Genomic DNA, 23,436 nt, shown 5'->3' on the forward strand with positions numbered 1-23,436 from the left:
GAGTGCATTCTTTATCTTTGAGTATAATCTCCGAAATGCAATCATTTGAAAATTAGCAACTTGTATTTTCTCGAAATTTTTGATGCGGTTGCCCTGTGCAAAGGTCTCATGTGTGGCTCATCCGTGATTTTGTGTGATGGCTGATGGCGAATTGCAGCGAAGCTAAAGCCTCTCTATCTAGGGCTGACCATGAGCACAGCGAGAGCAATAGGACGAAGGGGCGCAATGCTCTTCTATGGATTCGTGCTTTCCTACTCCCAAAGCCTATGGAGACCAACTGATAACCCGATAAGAAGAGGTGTGACTCTAAATGGTCTCATGGATTGTAAGCAGTTTATACACAAATCATAAGGCGGAAAAAAGCTGTTTTTCTCAGCTGCGACGCCTCCATTCGGAGCACAAAATGGCTGTGGCAATAGCAACATTGAGCGATTCGGTATGCCCTTTCACAGACAAACCGGAAGCCGGTATCGTAAGTCTGTCGGTAATCTCCGCCGCAACTTCGGGACTGATGCCGTGCCCCTCACTGCCCAAGACGAGTATGGCAGGTTCGGTAAAGTTCGGCAAGGGGGCTTCGTATAGGCTTTGTCCCTCCAAAAAAGCTCCGTAAACGGGTATTCCCTGCCGACGAAAATAAGCCAGTGTATCGACCGTGTTCTTAAGGGGGGTCGGCTGTACTCGTGCCAATGCTCCCATAGAGGCCTGTACGACTTTGGGAGAAAAGACATCGGCTGAACCTGTCCCCAGCCACACATGACGGATACCGAACCAGTCGGCTGTTCGTAGGATGGTCCCCACGTTGCCCGGATCTTGCACCCCATCCAAGAGCAGCGTCAGCCCTTCCACTACCGGCTCTGGCTCTGCAGGCAGATCGAAAACGGCCATTAGTGGCTGCGGAGAGGTCTGCGTACTGATGCGCTTGAAGTCGAAGGATTCGGGTAGCTCCACCACTTCGGCATCATGCGGTGTGCTTACCGCTCTTAGCATGGCAGCCGTGCCGACAAGCATACGACAGCGATAGAAAGGCAGCATCTCGCCGACGAGCTTAGGCCCTTCCACTGCGAAAGCTTGCTCTCGCAAACGATATTTTCGTTCGCGCAGGCTTCGCAAGAATTTTATCTGATTGACAGAAAGCATGATGAAATCATCTAATCTTCAAGAAACGGCACCTCAAAGCAGTTCGGAACGCACGGCATCGAGAGATCCGACAGTACCGAACCATCAATCCCGATTCTCCGGCAGCACCTCGATCCAATAGCCGTCCGGATCGTTCACAAAGTAGAGCCCCATCTGCTCATTCTCATAGCAGATACAGCCCATGGCACGGTGATATTCGCGTACGGCATCATAGTCGCCCGTAGTCCGGACACAGAGGTGAACCTCATTCTCTCCCAAGTTGTAAGGTTCCTTCCGATCTCTGAGCCAAGTCAGCTCCAAAAGAAAATGCCCGTACTCATCGCCCAGATAAACGAGGATAAACGAGCCATCGGCCGCTTCCTTGCGCTTCACTTCGCGAAAGCCGAAAGCGCGGTCATAGAAAGCCAGGCTACGTTCCAGGTCGAGGACGTTGTAGTTATAATGATCGAAACGCGTCGTAAAAGGTCTTTTCTGATTGTCCATACCTAAAAATCACATAATGAATACTTGTCCGAATCGTTCCTGAAAAAAAGAAGAAATCAGGAAAACGGACGTGCTAAGGTGACAAAAACATTCCATCCTCCCAAATTGTAGCCCTATTGGAAAGGGTAATCAGCGAACTAAAGAGGTAAATCGCATCAAGGCCACGCCATACGGAAGCGAGTGTGGCCGTCGGCATCAGTGGTCAGGGAGAAGGCCCAGCCGTGGCGAGTCAGTACTTCGCGAATAACGACCAAGCCTATCCCCTGACCATTCGGCTTGGTGCTGAAGAATGGTGTAAAGAGACGGGTGGCAACGTCATCGCTGATAGGCTGTCCATTATCCTCTACAAGCAGATTGTGACGATCCAAACAAAGCAGAACCGTCTTTGTTTCCGAGACAGCCAGATCATTTTGCTGTGCAAAGCTCTCTATAGCGTTGCGCAGCAGATTGATTACCACCTGCTCTATTTGCTCTGCATCGCAGCGGACTAAGCACGAATTTTGCTCTTTGCACATCTTCATTTTCACACCCGTTTCGACAGCCAAAGGCTGCATCAGCAGTATGCATCGCTCGCATAGCGGTACCAAGTCTACGGAAGATAGGGTAGGATCAGGTAGCTTGACCACTTCGGCAAATCGTGTGATAAAGCGGCTCATGGCCATACACCGGTCGCGGCAGAGAGCGATGGCTTCGGACACTTCCCCTTCGGGAGTATGAGGAGTGTCGTCGAAAGCATCCCCCACGGCATTTAGCACACCGATTATACCGGCGGTACTGTTATTGACCTCATGGGCTATCAGCCTGATCAGTTTTTCATAGGCTTCTTTCTCCGCCGAATGCAACTCCTCGGTCAGGGTTTCGATACTGAAAAAGAGACGGCTGAACGAACGATCGAAGAATCTCATCCGCGTAATCCTCCTCACCTCGGCCGTAGGCAATCGCCATGTACGGGATTCCCCTTCGCCCAGCTCGTCCGGACCGAAAGGGATCTTCGCGCATACTTCTTCCAACGGTCTTTCGATCGGGATATAATCATCGGGTAAGTCCAACAGCCTGCGAGCGGCAGGATTGACCGATACAACCCGCATGTCGAAATCCAAAACGACGAAGCCCACGGGCGAAACATCTATCACGAGCGAAAGGAAATTGTCCCTTTCTTCCAGTCTCAGTCTCTCCTTCTTGAGGCTGTGCATCAGCGCATTATAAAGCTCGACCACCCGGTCTGCATCCTGCTGACCGACAGGAGCAAGGGTAGTGGCATAGTCCTGTGAACGGAGCATATCCATTCCATCGCCTACGGCTCGTATCGGCAATACTACCTTATTATATAGGAAACCGAGAAAGAAGAGGAGAGCAACCTCTATAGCCAGCATGAAGAAGAGCCCGCCTTTCTCTACCGGAGGATATAGGAGAGTCATCGCCATAAGCAATAGAGAGAGCAATACTCCTGCCAAGAGCAAAACGCGTAGGGATATTCTGCCCAATCGTTTCATCGTGCCGATTCTGTTTTACACATTATCACAGTCCGTATTTCTCCATTCGCCGGTAGAGAGCTGCCCGGCTCAATCCCAAGGCTCGTGCAGCACGACTAACGTTGCCGTTGTATTTAGTCAGCGTCTCTCGGATAGCAGCTTCCTCCATGTCGGTCAAAGCCCGTTCGTCGGAGTGGTCTGCTGCCGTCACCTGCGAACCGAAGTCAGCCACATCCCGGGCACTGATTTCTCTCGATCCCGAGAGCAATAGCGTACGCTCCACTACGTTTTTCAGTTCGCGTACATTGCCCGGCAGGGGCATGGCGCAGATACGTCGCATAGCTTCCGCACTCCAAACGGCAGGGGGCAATCCGATCGATTGGGCAAAGGCTTCGCTGAAGGCTTCCACCAGCAGCTGTATATCCTCCTGACGCTCACGCAGCGGAGGCAGATGCAGATGTATCAGGTTGATTCGATAGTAGAGGTCCTCTCTGAAACGTCCTTCGGCTACCATTTGCTCCAAGGAAGCATTCGTAGCCGATACCACACGGATGTCCACTCGGTGGGAGACGCTCTCGCCCAACGGCTCGAATGTCTGTTCTTGTAGCACTCGCAGCAGTTTTACTTGGTTGCCGACCGGCAGTTCGCCTATTTCGTCCAGAAAGATCGTGCCGCCATCAGCCAGCTCGAACCGTCCTTTCCTGTCGGAAAAAGCATTGGTAAAAGCTCCTTTCTTATGTCCGAACAGCTCACTTTCGAACAAACTTTCGGGAATCCCACCCAAATTGACCTTGACGAATGGGGCTGAGGCTCGTTTGCTCCCACGGTGCAGAGCTTCGGCTATCAACTCTTTGCCCGTACCGCTCTCGCCCGTGATCAGCACAGAGGCATGGGTGGGAGCTATGCGGCGTATCTGTTCCTTGATCTTACAGATGGCATCGCTCCGGCCTATGATATGGGCACAGGGGTCATTCTCTTGGACTGTAGCTTTCGGCTGACGGGCTGTATCTCTGTCAGACTGTTCCGATGGATTCGCCACAGCTGAGGGAGCAGCCAGATGCAAGGCAGTATCTATGGTACGAAGGAGCCGATCGTTGTCCCATGGCTTGCCTATGAAGTCGAAAGCTCCAAGCCTCATTCCCTCCACTGCCAGTGGAATCGAAGCCCAAGCCGTCATCAGTATGACAGGGCAGGAAGTGAATATCTGCATCTTCTCCAGTAGTTCCAATCCTTCCCTGCCGGAGGTCGAAAGGGAGAAATTCATATCCATCAGAATCACAGCCGGCTTACAGCCGCCATCAGGATTCCGCATTATGGACAAAGCTTCGTCGGGACTGTTGGCTATAACGGGATTATAGCCCGCTCGCTTGAGCACCAGACGCAGTGCGGCACAGACTGCCACATCATCGTCTACGACCAAAATATCGATCAGTTTTTCCATTGCACGGTAAAAGTACAAATTGGCATTGAAGCACGGTCTTTTCTGTCGAATGTCTCAATTGAGACTGTTGCAGGGGATTTTCGTTGAACTCTTTTTCCGCAGAGCTGATTCTTTGTGCCTTCGTGAAAGGTTAAACCTCCAGGACATGAGCACCGAGCAAATAGATATTTTCCCCCAGTTTCTTTCATAGGTGTATACTTGAGGTTTGCAGAGATCCGCATGAAGCATTCCTTTCTTCGTCAAATCAATGCTTGTGTCGATAGGCGAGAAATCCCCGGATTTGGGAGATGAGCTTTTCGAATTTTGGGTCGGGGGAAGTCAAGTCCAATAGGAAAAGCAGACGAAGAGAAGCCAAACTCATCCTGTCTTGATCAATATGATGGGGTGGAAGGGTTATTCTGCAACGGCCTCAGCTTTTGAAAGTTGAAGCTTTGACGTTATTCCCAGTATCAAAATGAAAAGGGGCTGTGTCAAAATCGAATTTCGACACAGCCCGCACTGATATTTGTAAGACTTTGTGACCCGGGCGGGATTCAAACCCGCGACCTTCAGAACCGGAATCTGACGCTCTATTCAGCTAAGCTACCAGGCCTTTTTGCAAAACAAAAGTACGAAATTCTTTCTGTTTGAGATTGCTTTTTCTCAAAACAGCTTAGCGCTTGCGGCGGAAAAAGAAGCTCAGATGCTTCATAATCGACTTCCTGCTCCCGTAGTAATGCTTCATGATCAAAAATCTCTCTTTGAGAGAAGCCTTATGATTTTTGTAAGTTATCCCCCCCCTATCATCCAAAGAGTGCACCAGAATCATTTCTGTATTGACGATATTGCGAGCAGCTTGAAGAATACGAATACACCAATCGAAATCAGCTGAAAATCGGTATTTCATGTTGTACGACGGTGCTATCAATCGCTTTGCAATAAAAGCCTGATGGCATACCAACATACCATCCGCAAAACTTCTCCATTGGAGTTCGAAAGGAGGACGAAGCCGTCGTAAACCCTTCTCCTTACCGGTGGCATCAATCAGCATGGTATCGCCGTAAAGGACATCCGGTAATCCCATTGGAGAGCTTTTAATACCGTTGGCTATCGCCTCGACAAGATCATCGGATGGCAGAAGGTCGCCGGCATTCAGAAACCAAACATAGTCGCCCAAAGCCATACGCAGGCCCTTATTCATAGCATCGTATAGCCCTTTGTCCGGTTCGCTGATCAGTCTGATATCAGAAGACAACGAACGTACCACTTCGGCTGTATTGTCGGGAGAAGCTCCATCGACAACAATGTACTCTATATTAGGGTATGTTTGGGAAAGTACGCTGTGGGCTGTTTTGGCGATAATATCCCTTGCACAATAGCAAACTGTAATGATCGAAAAAACAGGTTTGTTCTCTTCCATAATATCCAAAAAGCTTAGGCGTCGATACCGGCACAAAGAGGCTATGGTAACAATCGACTGCAAAAATATCCTTTACCGGCTAAAAACTCAGATAAAATGTGTTTTTCATTGCAAGGATATGCGCCACTGACCTGTCGAAAAGAGCGTGCCAACTACTCGAAATTGAACGTGAGCATAATCATTCGGGTGCGTGCCCGACTGATAGACTGGGTATAGATCAACTTATAATCATCCAAAAGATCAGGACGCTCGTGTGTGATAACGTCGGGAAAACCAAAGCTAAAACGCAGTTCGGGGCACAATTTGAAAAAAGGCAGGTAAAAATCGCATCCGAGACCGATCTGCACCCCGTAATCGTTCGCTTTGGTATAAATCTCCAACCCCTTCTTTCGTCCCAGCTCCATAGTCCAGTAAGGCCCGCCGATGAGGTATGGACGCATATTGTTCAGGCGCCGAGAACCATATTTCAATAATAGCGGAAATTCCAAATAATTGGATCGAACGGAGAAAGAGGCCACGGGTTTCTCCCCATCGGAAAAGACAAACTGCTTGTCTCCGAAGTGCAAAGTCGGAAGCAAACGTAAATTCAGATTAGGCAGAAGGAACATATCACCGATCACGCCAACGGAAAATCCGGGCGAATATTTAGAAATCTGAGCATAAATCGGAGTCGACGTACTCCCTTCGGGTACAAACCCGTTGTTGGAGATAACCAAATCCTGGGCATGCATCCCTACATGGAATCCAAGATGATAGCGTTTGTAGTCGGCGTAGGGGCGATTCTGTACTTTTTCCGTTTGCGCCGACAGCGTACGTCCGGCCCAGGCACAAATCAGGCAAAAGAGAGCGACTCTCAACGAAAAACGTGAATTATATAAGAATTGCATCTGAGAGAATAATCTTCAATTCTTTATTTGGTGTGTAAGATCAACGCCTTATGCAGCAAAGATATTGTATTTTTGCGCGAATCGGTATTTAGAACATCTCGTTCGTAGATTTGCATAACCTACCTCACAACAATAATTATGGAAGTAATACACTTAGGTGCCGAGCATTCTCTTCTCAATAGATTCGTCATGGAGATGCGCGATGTCACTATTCAGAACGATCGACTGCGCTTTCGTCGCAATATAGAACGTGTGGGAGAAGTAATGGCCTATGAGATCAGCAAGAAGATGACCCAACAGGTGCGTACCGTCACTACGCCCTTGGGTGAGGCCGAGTGCTCCGTACCCCAAGACAAAGTAGTGCTCGCTACGATCCTTCGCGCAGGACTGCCTTTCCATCATGGCTTCCTCAACTATTTCGACTATTGTGAAAATGCCTTTGTATCCGCCTACAGGAAGTATAAGGACCGCCTGAATTTCGACATCCACATCGAATACATAGCATCGCCGGACATCACAGACAAAGTCCTCATCATATCCGATCCCATGTTGGCCACAGGTAGCTCCATGGAACTGGCATACAAAGCGCTGCTGACCAAAGGCAATCCGAAACATATCCATATAGCCAGCATAATAGCCAGCCAGCAAGCCGTGGACTATATACGCGGTGTCATGCCGGACAATACTACAATATGGATTGCAGCCATCGACCCCACCATAGACGAGCATTCCTATATCGTGCCGGGATTAGGCGACGCAGGCGATTTGGCCTATGGCGAAAAGCTTTGAGCCACGGCTTGTAGAACTGCTTGCTCCGGCCAAAGATCTTGCCACGGGTCAGGCGGCAATCCTCCACGGTGCCGATGCCGTGTATATCGGTGCTCCGTCTTTCGGTGCGCGAGCTTCGGCAGGAGTATCGATAGAGGATATAGGCAGGCTGGCATGCTTTGCACGACTCTATCGTGCCAAAGTATATGTAGCACTCAATACGATCCTGTATGACGATGAGCTTCCCGAAGCAGAACGCATCGCATGGGAGCTTTATCGGGCAGGAGCAGATGCCCTGATCGTACAGGACATGTCCCTATGTCGTCTGAACCTCCCACCTATAGCCCTCCATGCCAGTACACAATGCGACATCCGCACTGTGGAGAAAGTCCGGATGTTCGAGTCTCTGGGCTATGAGCAGGTGGTATTGGCCAGAGAGCTGTCCCTTCCCGAAATCCGCAAGATAGCCGACTCCACATCAGTGGTATTGGAAGCCTTTGTACATGGTGCACTCTGTGTGAGTCTGAGTGGGCAGTGCTACCTCTCCGAGGCACTGACTCGACGCAGTGCCAACCGAGGAGCTTGTGCCCAGCTCTGCAGACTGCCCTATACGATGATCGATGCCGATGGAAAGGTAATCCGAAGCAATCAGCATCTTCTTTCCTTGAAAGACTTGAATCGCTCTGCCGAATTGGAGTCGATGCTTGAGGCCGGCATCTCTTCATTCAAGATCGAAGGCCGACTCAAAGGTATCTCCTATGTCAAAAATGTAACGGCACACTATCGCCGTCTTTTGGACGAACTCATCAGCCGCTACCCCGAACGTTATTGCAGAGCTTCATCGGGACGCTGCACTTTCGCTTTCCATCCCGCCCCTGAAAAGAGCTTCAACCGTGGCTTCACTAATCTCCTTCTAAGTGGTAAGCGCGACACAAATACCCTCATCACACCCGAATCGAACAAAAGCAAAGGTGCCTATATCGGCTGCGTGACAGCTGTAAACCGCAACAAGGTCAGCATCCGGCTGCGATCCGATAATACGGGAGCCAAGCCCTCCCTGGCCAATGGCGATGGCCTTTACCTCTTGCACCCCGACGGCAACATGAGCGGCACGCGCATCAATGTGGTTTTACCCGACGGCAGCATACAAGTGGACAATTCTGCCGGCATCGTATCGGGAACAAACGTATTCCGCAATTACGACATCCGTTTCGAGAAAGCTCTCTCGCAAGACAACTCGGCCGTTCGCCTCATTCCCGTATCTCTTACCTTGACGGATGTTCCGGACGGCTTCTCTCTCTCGATAGAGGCCGACTGCTACCCATCTGCAAAGGCTACGATAACAGCTGCTCACGAGCCTGCCACACGGTTCGATGAAGAACAGATCCGCAAGAATCTGACCAAATTAGGTGGTACACCGCTTGAAGCCGTATCAGTCGATATCCGGCTCAGTCACGACTATTTCATCCCGCTTTCTCTCATTGGCCGGTTAAGGAGAGATGCAGTCCAATCCTTCATCGAGAAAGCCTCCTCTATGCCTGAACGTGAGGAAAAACCGGTCGTACAACGTCGCATTTCTCCTGCGGCGAGCTGCTTGCAGGAGGGAGAGCAGAGCCTTTCTTTCTTAGCCAATGTGGCGAATAAGGAAGCAGAAGCCTTCTATCGGCAAATGGGATATACATCCATCGCCCCCACCTTCGAACACTCACATCCCCAAGGCGTTCCGCTTATGTTTTCGAAGCACTGTCTCCGCTATCATTTGGGCTATTGCCCCACACTCCAACACAAGGAATCGCCGTACAGAGAACCGTACTACCTGATTCATGGCGAAACTCGTCTGCGACTCCGATTCGACTGCCAACACTGTCAAATGCTGGTCTATCACGACTCCGAAGGAATCAAGCAGACCTGATACGAGGGGAAACAGAGTAAGGTGTGTAAATCAGGGCTGTTGCATTAGAAATCGGATGATGGTATTCCATGTTCATAGCCCATTTGTATATAGACGTCAGTTCGACGTAAGAAAAGACCAATGGTCATATCGCAAAAATGCCGTACAATGGTCTCTAATATGCCCCTGGGCGAAGTTGTACTTCTTCTCGATGGCATACTTGCTCCGGGTCTGCCGAGGTATTCTTCCACAATGTGAAGACGCTCGGAATAGGTCAAATGTTTCGACATGATTACTGCTTTTTTTGACCTCTCCGATTCCGTACACGTCAGTTCGTAAAAATGGCGGTTTAGCGTTTGGAAAAACGTGGCTCGGGAATTTTTTCATTTTGGCGTGGGAAGTAAAAATTTTACGCGCCACAACGGAAAAATTCTCGCTCGTGAATCTCAGAAAACTCGAACCGCATTCCGGCCAATTCCGGAACCAAATTCGTGAGGAATCTGCTTACAACGTCAGTTCGACGTAAGAAAAAGTCAATGAATTTGTTTTCTAATTAGTCGTCCCTTAAAGAGGTTTTTTAAGGGACGACTATATAGAGATAGAGACCTTCTCTTTTTTCAATGGTCTCCTTAAGTGTAATGATCCACCGAACAATTGCACATGGAACCGGAATGTGCAAGTATCTCTCATTCATTTGTATTGCGGTACGAATACATTACCTTTGCGCGCAAAATCAAACCCCCATCAACCAGAAGGATGAAAAACTTAGTCATCGTAGAGTCTCCGGCAAAAGCCAAAACGATAGGACGTTTCCTCGGTTCGGATTATACAGTACTCTCGAGTTACGGACACATCCGCGACCTCAAGCCCAATAAATTCAGTGTAGATATACAAAACAACTACGAGCCGGAATACGAGATCCCTGCCGATAAACGTCCGGTAGTCAAGGAACTGAAATCCCAAGCCGACCGATCGGATTTCATCTGGCTGGCTTCCGATGAGGATCGCGAAGGAGAGGCCATCGCATGGCATTTGTACGAAGCATTAGGGCTGAAAAACAAACAGACCAAGCGAATTGTATTTCACGAAATCACCGAGACAGCCATCAGAGCTGCTATCGAAAATCCACGAGATATAGACATCAATCTGGTCGATGCCCAACAGGCGAGGCGCGTCCTCGACCGTATCGTCGGCTTCGAACTTTCTCCCGTTTTATGGAGACGTATTCGTCCTTCTCTTTCGGCAGGGCGTGTACAGTCCGTTGCACTGCGTCTTATCGTTGAGAGAGAGCGTGAGATAAATGCTTTCGTGCCGGAAGCATCCTTCCGCTGTACGATAGAGTTCGTCCTTCTCGACGGTAGAATGCTGACGGCGGAATTGCAGAAACGATTCAAGACGAAGGAGGAAGCCCGATATTTCTTGGAGCAATGTATGGATGCCCACTTTCATATAACGGACGTTACGAAGCGTCCGGGCAAACGTTCTCCGGCCACTCCTTTTACTACCTCGACGCTCCAGCAGGAAGCAGCCCGAAAACTCGGCTACGGTGTGGCACAGACCATGCGTATCGCTCAGAAGTTGTACGAAGAAGGGCTTATCACCTATATGCGTACAGACTCTGTGAATCTGTCGGATATGGCCCTCGGTGCACTCAAAAAGGAAATAACCGAACATTGGGGTGAGCAATACTACCGGTTCCGCAGGTACAAGACCAAAACCAAAGGGGCACAAGAAGCCCACGAAGCCATCCGTCCTACTTATATACATAGGGCAGAGATAGATGGCACCCCGCAAGAGCAAAAGCTATATCAACTGATCCGCCGCAGAACCATTGCTTCCCAGATGGCGGATGCCATCCTCGAAAAAACGACGATAACAATCGGAACCGACAAGTTTGCAGAGACCCTCAGCTCGCAAGGAGAGGTGATCGTATTCGACGGGTTCCTCGGAGTCTATCGTGAAGATTCGGACGAAGAACATGGCTCTGCAAATACCGAGGAGCAGCTATTGCCCTCTGTCAAAGCCGGCGATACGCTCTCTCTGCATCATGCGAAAGCAACGGAGAGCTTCACGCAGCGTCCGGCACGCTATACGGAGGCCAGCCTCGTTCGTAAAATGGAGGAGTTGGGCATCGGCAGGCCATCCACCTATGCCCCCACTATCCAAACCATACAGAATCGCGAATACGTAGTACGCGGCGACAAACCGGGCAAAACACGCGAATACATCCTGCTGGAATACCACAAGGGGAAAGCCATAACGGAGACGATCAAAACGGAACTGAACGGGCAGGACCGGAATAAGCTCCTCCCCACTGATATGGGGCTTGTGGTGAACGACTTTCTCGTGGCTTCGTTCCCTCAGGTGATCGATTACAACTTCACGGCCAAAGTGGAAAAAGAATTTGACCAAATAGCCGAAGGAAAACTGCAATGGCAGAAGCAGATCGGTCGGTTCTACAACAAATTCCACCCGTTGGTGGCAGAAGCATGCGAGTTCGATCCCGACCAGAAGATCGGTGAAAGAATGCTGGGTACGGATCCTGTGACCGGAGAATCTGTGGTAGCAAAAATGGGACGCTACGGAGCGATGGTGCAGAAAGGTCACACGGATAAGGAAAACGGTATCAAGGCGCAGTTTGCCTCGCTCCAGCCGGGACAGTCCATCGAATCCATCACGCTGGAGGAAGCTTTGGAACTATTCCTCCTGCCCAAGAAATTGGGACAATATGAGGATGCGGATGTAATGGTAGCCGTAGGACGCTTCGGCCCTTATATCAAGCATGCAGGCAAGTTTGTAGGGTTGCCAAAAGATACCGATCCCCTTTCCGTTTCGCTTGACGATGCCATCAGGTATATCGCTGACAAACGCGAGAAGGAGGAAAAAAGCCTGATCAAAGGATTTGCAGAAGATCCGGAGATGGAGATCCGCACAGGGCGTTTCGGCGTTTATATCAAATACAAAGGGAAAAACTACAAAGTCCCTAAAACGGTGGAAGACCCGGAGAAACTCACCCTCGAAGAATGTCTGAAATACGTGGAAGAGGGAGAGACGAAACCGGCCAAGGGAAAGAAAAAAGCTCCGGCCAAAAAGACATCGGCAAAGAAGACTGCCAAGAAATAATAAATGGCGCGCTTCTTCATCTATCTGGCATACAACGGTACTCGCTACAGCGGCTGGCAAACGCAGCCTAATGCCCCCAGTGTGCAGCAGACCGTAGAGGAAGCCATATCTACCATCGTGCGCCAACCTGTCGGGGTCGTCGGAGCAGGACGAACCGATGCAGGAGTTCATGCCCACGAGATGGTAGCACATGCCGATCTTCCCTGCGATACGCCGGCGGAAGCTGCCACCCTGACAGAAAGGCTCAATAAACTCCTCCCACGCGACATCGTCATATACCGAATGGCTCCTGTCAAAGCCGATGCCCACGCGCGCTTCGATGCCATCTCCCGGACTTACCATTACTATCTGACCGAGCAGAAAGATCCTTTTATGGAAGGCTTGATGCTGAAGACCTATCGTAAGCTCGACTTCGAACGTATGAATGAAGCGGCAGCTCTTCTTCCGCGATATATCGACTTCACGAGCTTCAGCAAACTGCATACTGACGTCAAAACGAACAACTGCCGTATAACGGAAGCCCGATGGATGCCACTTGCACAGACCGGCCAATGGGTCTTTTCCATCACGGCGGACAGATTCCTGCGCAATATGGTACGTGCCATAGTCGGCACGCTCTTCCATGTGGGGACGGGCAAGCTATCCATCACAGACTTTCGGGACATCATCGAATCGCAGGATCGCAGCCGTGCCGGCTCTTCAGCTCCGGCTCATGCCCTCTATCTGGAGAGGGTAGTTTACCCGTCGGATCTGTTTCTCTGACAGCATCCTTTCCCCGACCGATCATTTGTTTTTCTGTACGCCTCAAAAAGGTGAAGAATAAATGAAAGAAATAGGACAGATTATATGAGATAAATCTTCTACCTTTGCTCGCAACGTAAATATATTCTTAATAAGAAATGACAAGTAAATACTTTCATACCGGACATGAGCGTTTTATGTCGATGATGTCCTTGCTGCGTATCCCTGCTTGTTTCGACCGCACTTCCCAAAATACCCCCCCCCCCCATATTTGTTAAAAACGGTATAATTCGTTTTGTTTTCGATAACCGACTTAAGGCTATATCGGCCTCTGCCCCTTGTCGAAATTTTTTCTTTTCCATCCTTTTTCGATCGCATTTTACGGCCTTTCGGAGCATATTCCGGAGGGGGTCGAGCTACGCCCTACAGCGACTCGGGCTACGCCGTAGAGCGTACCGAGCTACGCTCTACGGCTTTTCGAGCTACGCTGTAGGGCTCACCGCGCCGGGCCCTACGGCTCAGCTCGGCCACCTGTACGGCTCCCGGAGCGGAACTCTACGGTTCGGCTCGCTACGCTGTAGAGCGTACCTCGCCGAGCCCTACAGCGTAGCTCGAAGAGCCGTACGGGATAGCTCGTCATCCTCTACGGCATACCGCCATGCTCCCTATGGTATAGCCCGTTATCTTCTTCGGACTGAGATATTCGGACAAAAGCCAATCCAATTTTTACTAACATAAAAAATAGAATTACTATGAAGTATTCAGTATCCAAACGAGTAGTTCGCTTAGGCAAAGATGCCGGCAAAGAACTCTACTATGCCAATCCCGTCTCCGTAAAGACTGCCACAATGAAAGATCTCTGCGACTTGATGGCCAAGAACACGACGGTCGGTCGTGCCGATATTTATGCCGTCTTGGAACAGCTGTCGGATTCGATCCGCTACCTCGTCGGTCTTGGGATGAATGTCGATCTCGCCGGGTTGGCCACTTTCCGTGGCACGTTCAAAAGCCAAGGCGTGGAGAACAAGGAGGACTTCAATCCTCGCATGCACATCAGCAAACCGGCCATCGGCTGCATCCTCAAGCGTTCGTTCAAAGAACTGAACGGCGTAACCTATGAGCAGGTGGAAGTGGCAAACAAAACCAATAGCAATACCCCAACGCCTTCGCAGCCCTCAAATACGGGTGATAATAGCGGCGGCGGCGAACAAGGCTCCACCGGTGGCGGACTATAACCTATGGTAATAAATTTTCTAAATAGGCATAATGGATGAATAATCTGACAAATAATATGAAACAGCTTCTCTCTCTTATTCTTTTCTCTATCCTTGGTTTTTATCCAAGTTCATTAGAGTCACAAACACGCTATGTAAGAGAAAATTCCATCACAACGATACAAGCAAGATTAGACACAGTATGTTATTTCCCTGATAGAGGAGACCTATTTCCCATGACCGAGAACTCAGCTATTTTGGAATTTCAGTATCCGAAAAGTGCCAATTCGCATGTTCTTATTCAGCTTAAAAGGATTTTTTTGCGAAATCCATGGGCCGTGATCGAAGAGAGTATTCCTAACTCGATCCTTCAATTATCTCCCGAGCAAATCGTCAAATATAGATTACAGGAATCGAACGTTCTTAAAGATGCTCCTTCCGGTGATTATTGCGATTTGTTGGACTTAAGTGTATTGACTGTACAGCATGACGGAGCGGATATGCTGACGGTAAGGCACCACATTAATATCAATCAAGCTCTTTACGATGCAGCTACATGGAATCATCGAACAGAAACCGAGAGTTGCGTGAGTATTGATAAAAAGACAGGTAAGATTCTGGATATATGGGATGTTTTCGATGTCAGGCAAAAGGAGAATATAATTGGCTGTATCAAAAGACATATTTCTTCTTCACAAGAAGCACAAGAAGCGATACAGTACTTATGCTTTCATAGAGCAGGAGGGCCTGTTTTGTCCCCATCAGATCCGTTTTATCAAAATCCCGAACTCGATCTATGTTTGAAATATCTTTTAAACGAACCTTTTAATCACAGCTTTAGTGTTGGTTATGGATATGAGGGTGTGATACTGACTCTTTCGGCCAGACTTTATACTCCCGATAGTGATTCTTCATACAAGATTGTGATTCCGTGGTATGCTTTTGAGATCCATACCGATCGTACGTCGAGGGACTTGTGCTCTTTTCTGACAGAGAAAGGGAAAAAATATATTGCTCCTCTCTTCAAGTTTTGTGCTGATGCCAGTATTGGACAAATACAAAAAGACGAGAGATATTCAAATCAAAGTAAAGGGCAAATTATAAGTCAAGAACAACTTCGTCGTACATATCGCGGACAATTGGAAGCTGCAGCATCGCAGATGACCCAAAAGCTTATGAGAGATATTTCACCACAAAGTGGAAAAGAAGCACGTTACGTCTTGGATTTAGAGAGTATCCACTATGACGAAGAAACCAATATGGTTTCAAGCAAAGTATTATTGATATGGCAAGCAAGAGAATTTATGGCAAATATCTCTTATGGAGAGTGTCAAGTATCAGGTACCCTTCAGGTATATATGCCTATTCGCACGATTGATTCTACAAAAGCAATCCTCAGAGTCGATAAATACAATGAACATTTGAAGAAAGTGTCCATGGAAAAAGACCGTGCCAAGTTAAATCAAGGAATAGTAATCGTTCTGAATTGATTTTGTAATCATTAAAAGAGTGGTAACATAGCAAATTTGTAAAAACGATAATTGACAATATCCGGATATGAAAAGATTTTATCTAATCACAGCCCTATCAGTTTTTTTTGTGATAGCGTTTACTTTCAATAGTTGAGATGTCCCCAATACTGTACAGAAAGGTCAGGGAACTTGGATTTCAAAGCAGGAACAACTTCGTCGCACATATCGGGGAATCTTGGAAACAGCGTCATCGCAGATGCTTAAAACTTTGATAAAAGAATTTTCGCCACAAAGTGGAAAAGATGCTCAATATCTCCTTGACCTAAACAATATATCCTATGACGACCAGAACAATATGGTTTCAGCAAAAGTATTATTGACATGGCAAGCAAGGGAATTTTTAGCTGGTATTCCTTATGGAGAATGCCAAGTGTCAGGTACAATTTATGTATACATGCCTATTCGTACTTTTGATTCTACCGAAGTTATTCTTATCCCTGATAGATACAATGCACATCTAAGAGATGTATCGACCAATGCCAAGTTAGAGCGAGGAATAAGAATAATTCTGAATTAGTTGATACTTCTCTGGGGTATTCTGTTTTTTGAGAGCTTGGATGTTGTATTCAGGCTCTCTTTTTTGGGAAAAATAATTGGAGATGTACGGTTGGCATTATATCCCGGAGTGCGTCATTCATCGGCAAGGCGGGCTTCTTCGAACTTTGCTTTCATCGTGGGATTGCCTCGTGTCAGCTTCTTGATGGTGAGAGCCTCTGCCTTGTCGTTCGCAAGGCGGAGGTTGTACTCGCTGCCGACCAAGGCTTCCTTGATTTTATTCAGGTGCTGTATGGACTTGTCTATCTCGTCGATAGCCGTTTTGAATCGTTCGCTGGCAAGGCGATAGTTTTTACCGAATCTTTCCCGAAAATCTTCGAGCTGACTCTCGAAATTCGAAACATCGATGGATTGTTTCTGCGCGATGGCAAGCTGCTGTCTGTACTCCAGACCCTTTTTGGACGTCTGCACCAGGAGGGTTATCATCGGAATGAAAAACTGCGGACGAATCACATACATCTTATCGTATCTGTAGGACATATCCACAATACCGCCGTTGTACAACTCGTTGTCCGGCTCCAGCAGAGAGACGAGTACGGCAAATTCGCAACCTTTGGCCCGGCGATCGGTATCCAGTTTCTTGAGAAAGTCTTCGTTCTTATGCTTCGTGGCGGTCTCATCGGCTTCGTTCTTCATCTCGAACATGATGGATATGTATTCAGTCCCATCTTCGCCGAAATCACGAAAGATAAAGTCCCCTTTCGTGCCTCCCGATGCATCATTATCTTTTTCGAAATAGGCATTGGGCATCATGGGGCGGAGCATCTGATTGAATTGGGTGGAGCAATGAATCTCTAAGGTCTCCCCGATCATTTTCGTGGACATGCGAGCTTTCAGATCTTTATAATAGTCCACCTCTTCCTGCTTCAGTTTCAGACGGGCTTCATACCGGTCTTTGAGCGCATTCTCCTGAATGGTCGCATTTTGCTTGTCCAGCTCTGCCGCAGCTTTCAGCAGGGCTATCTCTGCTTCTTTGGATTTGATATCCTCTTGTGCTTTCTGTTGCTCTTTGAGAACGGCGATCTCCAAGGCACTGTCTTTGTCTCTGATAGCAGATTTCAGATCGCTGATTTCTTTCTCTTTTCCTGCGATGGCGAGGCTTAGCTCGGACTGCTTTTTTTGTTCGACGACGTTCAGTTCCGACTGCAGGCGAACCAGCTCGGCATCTTTCTGCGCGATGGCAGCCTGCCAGTCCTTCTCCATCCGAATCTGCTCTTCGGCTTTTTTGTTCAGTTCCTGCTGATACTTGTTCAGGGCATTTGCTTCTATCACCTGCTGCTCGGTCTGATGCTGCTTGTGGAGATCAGCGATCCGACGCTCCATTTCGGTTTCGAATTCCGCATTTCGCACTTGACTGACGATCGAAGCGTAATCGGCTTCATCTACGGTAAAGAAGTTACCGCAATTGGGGCATTTCAGTTCCTTCATGGCATTTTCATCATTTTGGTATCAAATCCTTGTGTCGGTCACTGATGTTTTACGCCTTTGCATGTCGGGAGGAAGCCAAGGCTAAGATCAGTCCCAGAGCGATGGACAGGAGTGCAGCCACAAAGACGCGGTACTCGGGTGGAAGTAAAAAGGTGACCGTATGTGCCGGTATCCAGAAGAAGGGAATGGTCTTGCCAACGACGAAAGTCATAAAGCGATTCCAATCCACTCGTTCAACGGCGAGCCGGATGCTTCCTCCCCGTCCTGTAGCTTTATTCTCGAGATATGTATCGCTGATGCGGTGGGCGGCCATGAAGGCCGGGCCGAATGTCAGATTCATGGCGGAAGAGATAAGGAAAGCCGTATAGACCGAACTGTCGATGTCGGGGAGCAGTCCTCTTGCGATGATACCTCGTATACCGGCTTCGTACAACCCGAAGTTGAAGACGATGAGTATACCGACAATGCCCCATATCACAATACGCACCCATAGATAGGTGGGGCAGGTGTATCGTTGGGCTTTGATCCGTCCGGCCAGTACTTCACCGATGGTAGCCAAGATGGCAAACTTCAGGAAACCGATATAATAAGGATAATGGCGACTGAGGGAGTTGAATGTTTCCGATGTCCAAGGGGAAAGCATAAGCCCCAACATCAGGATAATGATCAGAAGGATGAGTAGATCTCCTTTTTTCATCGTAGCTGTTTCGTTTTTGGTATAGGGTGAATAACAAAGAGGCTGTGCTCTTGCAGGATCTTGGAACCTGAAAGCACAGCCTCGTCTATTGCTGTATTACATGAGACCGCGAGCGCGGAGCAAATCCCTGATGTCAGGCTTTTGCAGACCGGTGAATGCGGTGAAGATCACGTTGAAATCCTGTGTATTGCCACGCGAAAGAATCATATCCCGAAGGCGTTGTCCGTTTTGCGGAGTCATACCACCGTTTTGCACCATCCATTGATAAACGTTGTGATCCAGCACTTCTGTCCACAGATAAGCGTAGTAACCGGATGCATAACCATTGCTCCAGATATGGCGGAAATAAGAGGAGCGATAGCGAGGAGGTATCTGCGGATTGTAGAGACCGACTTTGCGCAGGGCTTCTTCTTCGAACTTGGCCACGTCGGTAATGGCTTCCGCCTCTTCGACCGTGAGCGTATGCCATGCCTGATCGAGGCTTACGGCTGCAAGATTTTCTCCCATAGAATAAGCCTGATTGAAGTCGCTCGCATCCTGAATCTTCTTGACCAATTCGGCCGGCATAGGCTCCTGTGTCTTCCAGTGCTTAGCGTAGTTGGCAAACACTTCCGGATCCATAGCCCAATGTTCGTTGAGCTGAGACGGCATCTCGACGAAGTCACGCGCCACATTCGTACCGGAGAGCAAAGGATACTGCTGGGCGGCAAACATACCGTGGAGGGCATGACCGAATTCGTGGAAGAGAGTGGTCACCTCATCGTAGTTGATGAGAGAGGGCTGACCATCAACGCCTTTGGCATAGTTGCAAACATTGTAGATCACCGGCTTTTGGTTCAGCAGGTAGCTTTGGTCTACCCAGTTGCTCATCCATGCACCTCCGCTCTTGGTCGGACGGCGATAGAGGTCGGTGTAGAAGAGTGCGAGCTGCTTGCCATCTTGGTCGATAACATCGAATACACGTACATCTTCGGCATAGACGGGCAGGTCGGTACGCTCCTTGAATGTGAGGCCATAGAGCTTGTTGGCAGCATAGAATACTCCATTCTTGAGGACGCTGTCCGTCACAAAGTACTGCTTCACTTCGTTCTCATCCAGACCGAACTTTTCCTTGCGGAGCTTATCGGCATAGTAGTTCCAGTCAGCAGCCGTAAGGTCTCCTTCGAAACCTTTGGAGCGGGCATAAGCCTGAAGTTCGGCAGCATCTTTCTGTGCCTGTGGAGCATAGGGCGTAGCTATCGACTTGACAAAAGCCAGCACCGTCTCCGGATTATTAGCCATCTGATTCTGAAGCTTCCATGCGGCATAATTAGGGAAGCCGAGAAGGCGAGCCTTCTGTGCACGGAGCTTGGCCAGACGAAGTACGATGGACTGCGTGTCGTTGGCATCGCCTTTGTCCGTGCGATGGATAGAGGCCTCCAATACACGCTGACGAATGGTACGGTCGTTCAGTACCGAGAGATAATCCTGCTGAGTGGTATTGGTGATATTCAACAGGTATTTGCCTTCGTGGCCGGCAGTTTTGGCATCGCTTGCAGCTTTGGCTATCTCCGTTTCGCTAAGACCATCGAGCGAGTCTTTGCTCCCTACGATTACCGCTGCGGCATTGGTGGCTGCGATCAGCTTGTTGCCGAATTCGGTCGTCAGCGAAGCCTCTTCCTTGTTCAGTTCCATGAGCTTGGCCTTGTCCTCGGCACTCAGATTGGCACCGGCACGGACAAAGGCATCGTAATACTCTTGGATCAACTTTTGTCCCTCGGGTTCGATGGCGGATTGGTCACTTTCGTAAACGGCTTTTACGCGTTGGAAAAGTTTGTCGTTAAGGTAGATGGCATCGCTGTGTGCAGCCAAAAGAGGCGATACTTTTTCTTCGATTTTCTGTAGTTCATCGTTCGTATTGGCTCCCGTGAGACCGAAGAAGACATTGGAAACACGTTTGAGTGTCTGTCCCGAACGTTCCATGGCTACGAGCGTATTCTCGAAAGTGGGAGCTTCGGAGTTGTTCACGATCGAATCGATCCCGGCCAACTGCTGCTCCATGCCGGCTTCGAAAGCAGGCAGGAAGTGTTCGGTTTTGATTTTGTCGAATTCGGGTGCTTCCATGAAGAGAGCACTCGACTGCAGCAGAGGATTGTCGGAGAGGTTGGCATCTCCTTTACGGCTGCCGTTACATGCTGTGAGCATTGCCATAATACTGATTGCAAAAACAAATTTTTTACTCATTGATTGGAGGTTTGTGAGATGAAACATTAGTAATTCCCTTAGTTCGGGTGTAGCCTCAATACTTCCGGAATGAGCCTGATGACGGCATCCTCGATACCGGCTTTGAGAAGAACCGGTATGTCTGCCGTATAGGCTGCGAGAAATTCATCTTTCCCGTTCGGAGTGAGCTTCAATCCCGCAAGATAATGGTCGATCGCAACAGGGATCTGCCCCATAGCCAGAGACGTATGTCCGGCATTGAGCCGATCGGTGAAAGTCGAGAGATCGTCGGATTCCAGTATGGTGCGATAGTAATCGCCGGCACGTTCGTACTGGCCGGTGAGGAAGAGGCACCAAGCGATGGGACGACGAGCCTTGGAAGCATCGTCCACACTGAACTCATATCGGAAGAAGCATTGTAGAGCTTCATCGTATCGGCTGTCCTCGACGAGCGCATTTCCTCGCTGCAGGAGTAGAGTCGCTTCGTGCGGATTGCGCTCGAAGAGTCGTTTATATATTTCGGCCGCTTCGGCCGGACGGCACAGCTGGCGGTAACAGTGAGCCATACGCTTGAGCAGCCATTCGTGCTCCGTATCGATCAGTTCGGCACGCGAATATGCAGCCAGAGCTTGGGCGAAAAGGCCCTGCTGCTGGAGGGAGAAACCCAGCTTTTGGTGCAGAGTGGTATCCGTGGCACTTTCTTTCCCTTCAGCCAAATCGGCCAGCAGCTTCGCTGCCCGATCGTAATGCTTGCGGCGGAAGAGAAATTCGGCCGTATGCAGCAGCGTATCACGCTTGTAGAGATAGCGATCGAGCACAGGCAGATCCGGTGGGATGGGCGAGAGGAAAATATCGTCAAATTCGTTCTTCCGTTCGCATACCTTATAGAATCTGTACAGATCCTGCAGATAGCTCTTGATGGCCGTGTCCAATTTGCCGGTTTCGCCGACCGGTACATCCTGCTTTATCTGTTCTTTGAGTGCATCCAGTTCACCGCCTACGGCTCCCATGGCCGAACCTCGAAGTGCAGCAGGGAGGCTTTCCATCGAAACGATGAAAGAGTAGCGGTCCGAGTTACAAAGCTGTGGGCCTATCGCCTCCACAAGCTGCTTGAGCACAGCATTCTCTTCGAGCAGTGGAGCTATCCGGCTGTGGGCGGCATCGAAAGGCAGAAACCAGTTGTGCATCTCGCGGAAAAAGCTGCTTCCCTTCAAGTTCATGAACGAAGAGTGCATTACATCGGCTCCTTCGAGCTGCAACTCCGAGAACTCCCTGATCTTGTCTCCCAGACCGCTCTTCTCCAGCTCCTCCATCCACTCCGGATTGCCTGTCTCCTGTATGGACTCGGTATCTCCCATACCGAATTTGCGCAGGTCGGGGGCTATCTTCTGTATATCGCTGAAAAGCTCGGTTTGCAGATGCTTGGTGATGGACTCTGTTTCGCAGGCAAAGAGGAAACGGATCGAAAGCATCTCAAGGGTCGGCTCCAAAAGGATATGTTCATTGACGGCTTCCAGTCGCAATGCAATCTCATTATAATAGAGTCGGGTATGGTGGGGATAGGAACGAACGGTGAGAACGACTCCGACCAGCAGGCGGGCGCGATAGTCGGCTGTAATGTCGGGGCGAGCCAGCTCTTCGAGCAGGAAGTAGAGCTTTTTCGAGTGCCACTGCTGTTGCAGAGCCATCGTCAAGGCCGACGCCGCCACGAGGCGAATGTATTCGCCGGCATGCGAGAGGGCAGCAGCCTCTTCGTCCGTCAGAGCATCGGCCGTCCACAAGCTATCGAATATGAGCCGTACCAATTCGTCGAACTGCTTGCGGACAGTGCTTGTCTCAGCCTGCTCCAGCAAGGTGACAAGGCTTTCGAAACCGATGCTGCGGCGGTAACGAAGGCGATCGTAGAAAAGCCCCGTGCCTTGTGCCACCACGGATTCGCGATGCACTTCAGCTGCCAGACCTATGAGTTTGCGCTTGAGGTAGAGGAGCATCTCGGCCTGTTTTTCGTCTTTCACACCTTGGGCAAAGTACGACAGGAGCTGCCGATAGACATTCTCCAGATCGTCGATGCGTGTGAGGAAATGCGATTGCTGCGAGGGTACCGATGCACGGACGAGGCCGAACGCCTCGCTCAGCAGTCCATCCCCGACAGCCTGATATGTTTTTTGTAATTGCTGAGTCACTGTTGTTGGATTCATTGTTTTTCGGCTCATCCCTCGTCGGACAAATGTACGAATAACTCCTATGTGGCAAATTTCCCCGTGCGAATACTTCTCTTACTATCGGAAATTACAATCACGGGTGTCTTTTTATTATAACGTCAGTTCGACGTAAGAAAAAGCCAATGAATTTGTTTTCTGATTAGGGTTAAACGCCCAAAGAACGTGGGCATTATGCTTGAAAAAGTAGCGAATTATTTGTATCTTAGCTGTTGACAATCAATAAGATACGAACAAACAAAACGCT

The 23,436-nt window shown here is 49.3% G+C and carries 18 protein-coding genes and 1 tRNA gene; 8 read left to right on the top strand and 11 right to left on the bottom strand.

The annotated features are described in order from the left end of the window. Positions 1-372 precede the first annotated feature (372 nt). From PGN_RS03680 to PGN_RS03710, 7 genes are all read right to left on the bottom strand, one after another. Positions 373-1,137, bottom strand: coding sequence for a TrmH family RNA methyltransferase (locus PGN_RS03680; RefSeq protein ID WP_012457768.1), 765 nt, complete (start codon positions 1,135-1,137; stop codon positions 373-375). Positions 1,138-1,221: 84 nt separating this feature from the next. Continuing rightward, complete coding sequence (locus PGN_RS03685) at positions 1,222-1,620, bottom strand: VOC family protein (protein WP_004585287.1); 399 nt, start codon at positions 1,618-1,620, stop codon at positions 1,222-1,224. 155 nt (positions 1,621-1,775) lie between these two features. After that, positions 1,776-3,113 (bottom strand): sensor histidine kinase, encoded by a 1,338-nt coding sequence (locus PGN_RS03690; RefSeq protein ID WP_012457769.1) that lies wholly within the window; start codon positions 3,111-3,113, stop codon positions 1,776-1,778. Between the two features lie 25 nt (positions 3,114-3,138). Further along, a complete protein-coding gene (locus tag PGN_RS03695) occupies positions 3,139-4,533 on the bottom strand; it encodes a sigma-54-dependent transcriptional regulator (protein WP_012457770.1) in 1,395 nt (464 codons plus the stop codon). 518 nt (positions 4,534-5,051) lie between these two features. Further along, positions 5,052-5,125, bottom strand: a tRNA-Arg gene (locus PGN_RS03700). Between the two features lie 60 nt (positions 5,126-5,185). Beyond that, the gene (locus PGN_RS03705; protein ID WP_012457771.1) at positions 5,186-5,932 is read right to left on the bottom strand and encodes a glycosyltransferase family 2 protein; all 747 of its coding nucleotides are present in this window, start codon (positions 5,930-5,932) and stop codon (positions 5,186-5,188) included. 152 nt (positions 5,933-6,084) lie between these two features. Next, on the bottom strand, positions 6,085-6,819 hold the full coding sequence (locus tag PGN_RS03710) for a porin family protein (RefSeq protein WP_005873603.1): 735 nt from the start codon (positions 6,817-6,819) through the stop codon (positions 6,085-6,087). Positions 6,820-6,957: 138 nt separating this feature from the next. On the opposite strand from PGN_RS03710, the gene upp reads away from it, so the two are divergent. The 8 genes from upp to PGN_RS03745 all read left to right on the top strand — a co-directional run bounded on the left by upp (position 6,958) and on the right by PGN_RS03745 (position 16,605). Beyond that, on the top strand, positions 6,958-7,608 hold the full coding sequence (upp, locus tag PGN_RS03715) for a uracil phosphoribosyltransferase (protein WP_004585294.1): 651 nt from the start codon (positions 6,958-6,960) through the stop codon (positions 7,606-7,608). After that, the gene (locus tag PGN_RS03720; protein WP_012457772.1) at positions 7,592-9,499 is read left to right on the top strand and encodes a peptidase U32 family protein; all 1,908 of its coding nucleotides are present in this window, start codon (positions 7,592-7,594) and stop codon (positions 9,497-9,499) included. The genes upp and PGN_RS03720 overlap by 17 nt, the downstream gene beginning before the upstream one ends. A 367-nt stretch (positions 9,500-9,866) precedes the next feature. Continuing rightward, complete coding sequence (locus PGN_RS11830; RefSeq protein WP_230847077.1) at positions 9,867-10,004, top strand: DUF1661 domain-containing protein; 138 nt, start codon at positions 9,867-9,869, stop codon at positions 10,002-10,004. 230 nt (positions 10,005-10,234) lie between these two features. Further along, entirely contained in the window at positions 10,235-12,601 is a 2,367-nt protein-coding gene (gene topA, locus PGN_RS03725) for a type I DNA topoisomerase (RefSeq protein ID WP_012457773.1), read from the top strand. A gap of 3 nt (positions 12,602-12,604) precedes the next feature. Further along, on the top strand, positions 12,605-13,363 hold the full coding sequence (gene truA / locus PGN_RS03730; protein WP_012457774.1) for a tRNA pseudouridine(38-40) synthase TruA: 759 nt from the start codon (positions 12,605-12,607) through the stop codon (positions 13,361-13,363). A 731-nt stretch (positions 13,364-14,094) separates the two neighbouring features. Beyond that, positions 14,095-14,577 carry an HU family DNA-binding protein gene (locus PGN_RS03735; protein WP_012457775.1) on the top strand — a complete coding sequence of 161 codons (483 nt, stop codon included), beginning with the start codon at positions 14,095-14,097 and terminating at the stop codon, positions 14,575-14,577. 56 nt (positions 14,578-14,633) lie between these two features. Beyond that, positions 14,634-16,046 (top strand): hypothetical protein, encoded by a 1,413-nt coding sequence (locus PGN_RS03740; protein WP_230847058.1) that lies wholly within the window; start codon positions 14,634-14,636, stop codon positions 16,044-16,046. A 238-nt stretch (positions 16,047-16,284) separates the two neighbouring features. Further along, the gene (locus tag PGN_RS03745; protein ID WP_039417266.1) at positions 16,285-16,605 is read left to right on the top strand and encodes a hypothetical protein; all 321 of its coding nucleotides are present in this window, start codon (positions 16,285-16,287) and stop codon (positions 16,603-16,605) included. 113 nt (positions 16,606-16,718) lie between these two features. On the opposite strand, the gene PGN_RS03750 is transcribed toward PGN_RS03745, so the two are convergent. From PGN_RS03750 to PGN_RS03765, 4 genes are all read right to left on the bottom strand, one after another. Then, positions 16,719-18,071 (bottom strand): DUF2130 domain-containing protein, encoded by a 1,353-nt coding sequence (locus PGN_RS03750; protein WP_012457778.1) that lies wholly within the window; start codon positions 18,069-18,071, stop codon positions 16,719-16,721. Between the two features lie 49 nt (positions 18,072-18,120). After that, positions 18,121-18,768, bottom strand: coding sequence for a hypothetical protein (locus PGN_RS03755; protein WP_005875043.1), 648 nt, complete (start codon positions 18,766-18,768; stop codon positions 18,121-18,123). A 96-nt stretch (positions 18,769-18,864) separates the two neighbouring features. Then, positions 18,865-20,952, bottom strand: a complete 2,088-nt coding sequence (locus tag PGN_RS03760; RefSeq protein WP_039417574.1) for a M3 family metallopeptidase — start codon at positions 20,950-20,952, stop codon at positions 18,865-18,867. 77 nt (positions 20,953-21,029) lie between these two features. Further along, the gene (locus tag PGN_RS03765) at positions 21,030-23,168 is read right to left on the bottom strand and encodes a tetratricopeptide repeat protein (protein ID WP_012457780.1); all 2,139 of its coding nucleotides are present in this window, start codon (positions 23,166-23,168) and stop codon (positions 21,030-21,032) included. Between the last annotated feature and the right edge of the window lie 268 nt (positions 23,169-23,436).

Source organism: Porphyromonas gingivalis ATCC 33277, assembly GCF_000010505.1.
Classification (GTDB): domain Bacteria; phylum Bacteroidota; class Bacteroidia; order Bacteroidales; family Porphyromonadaceae; genus Porphyromonas; species Porphyromonas gingivalis.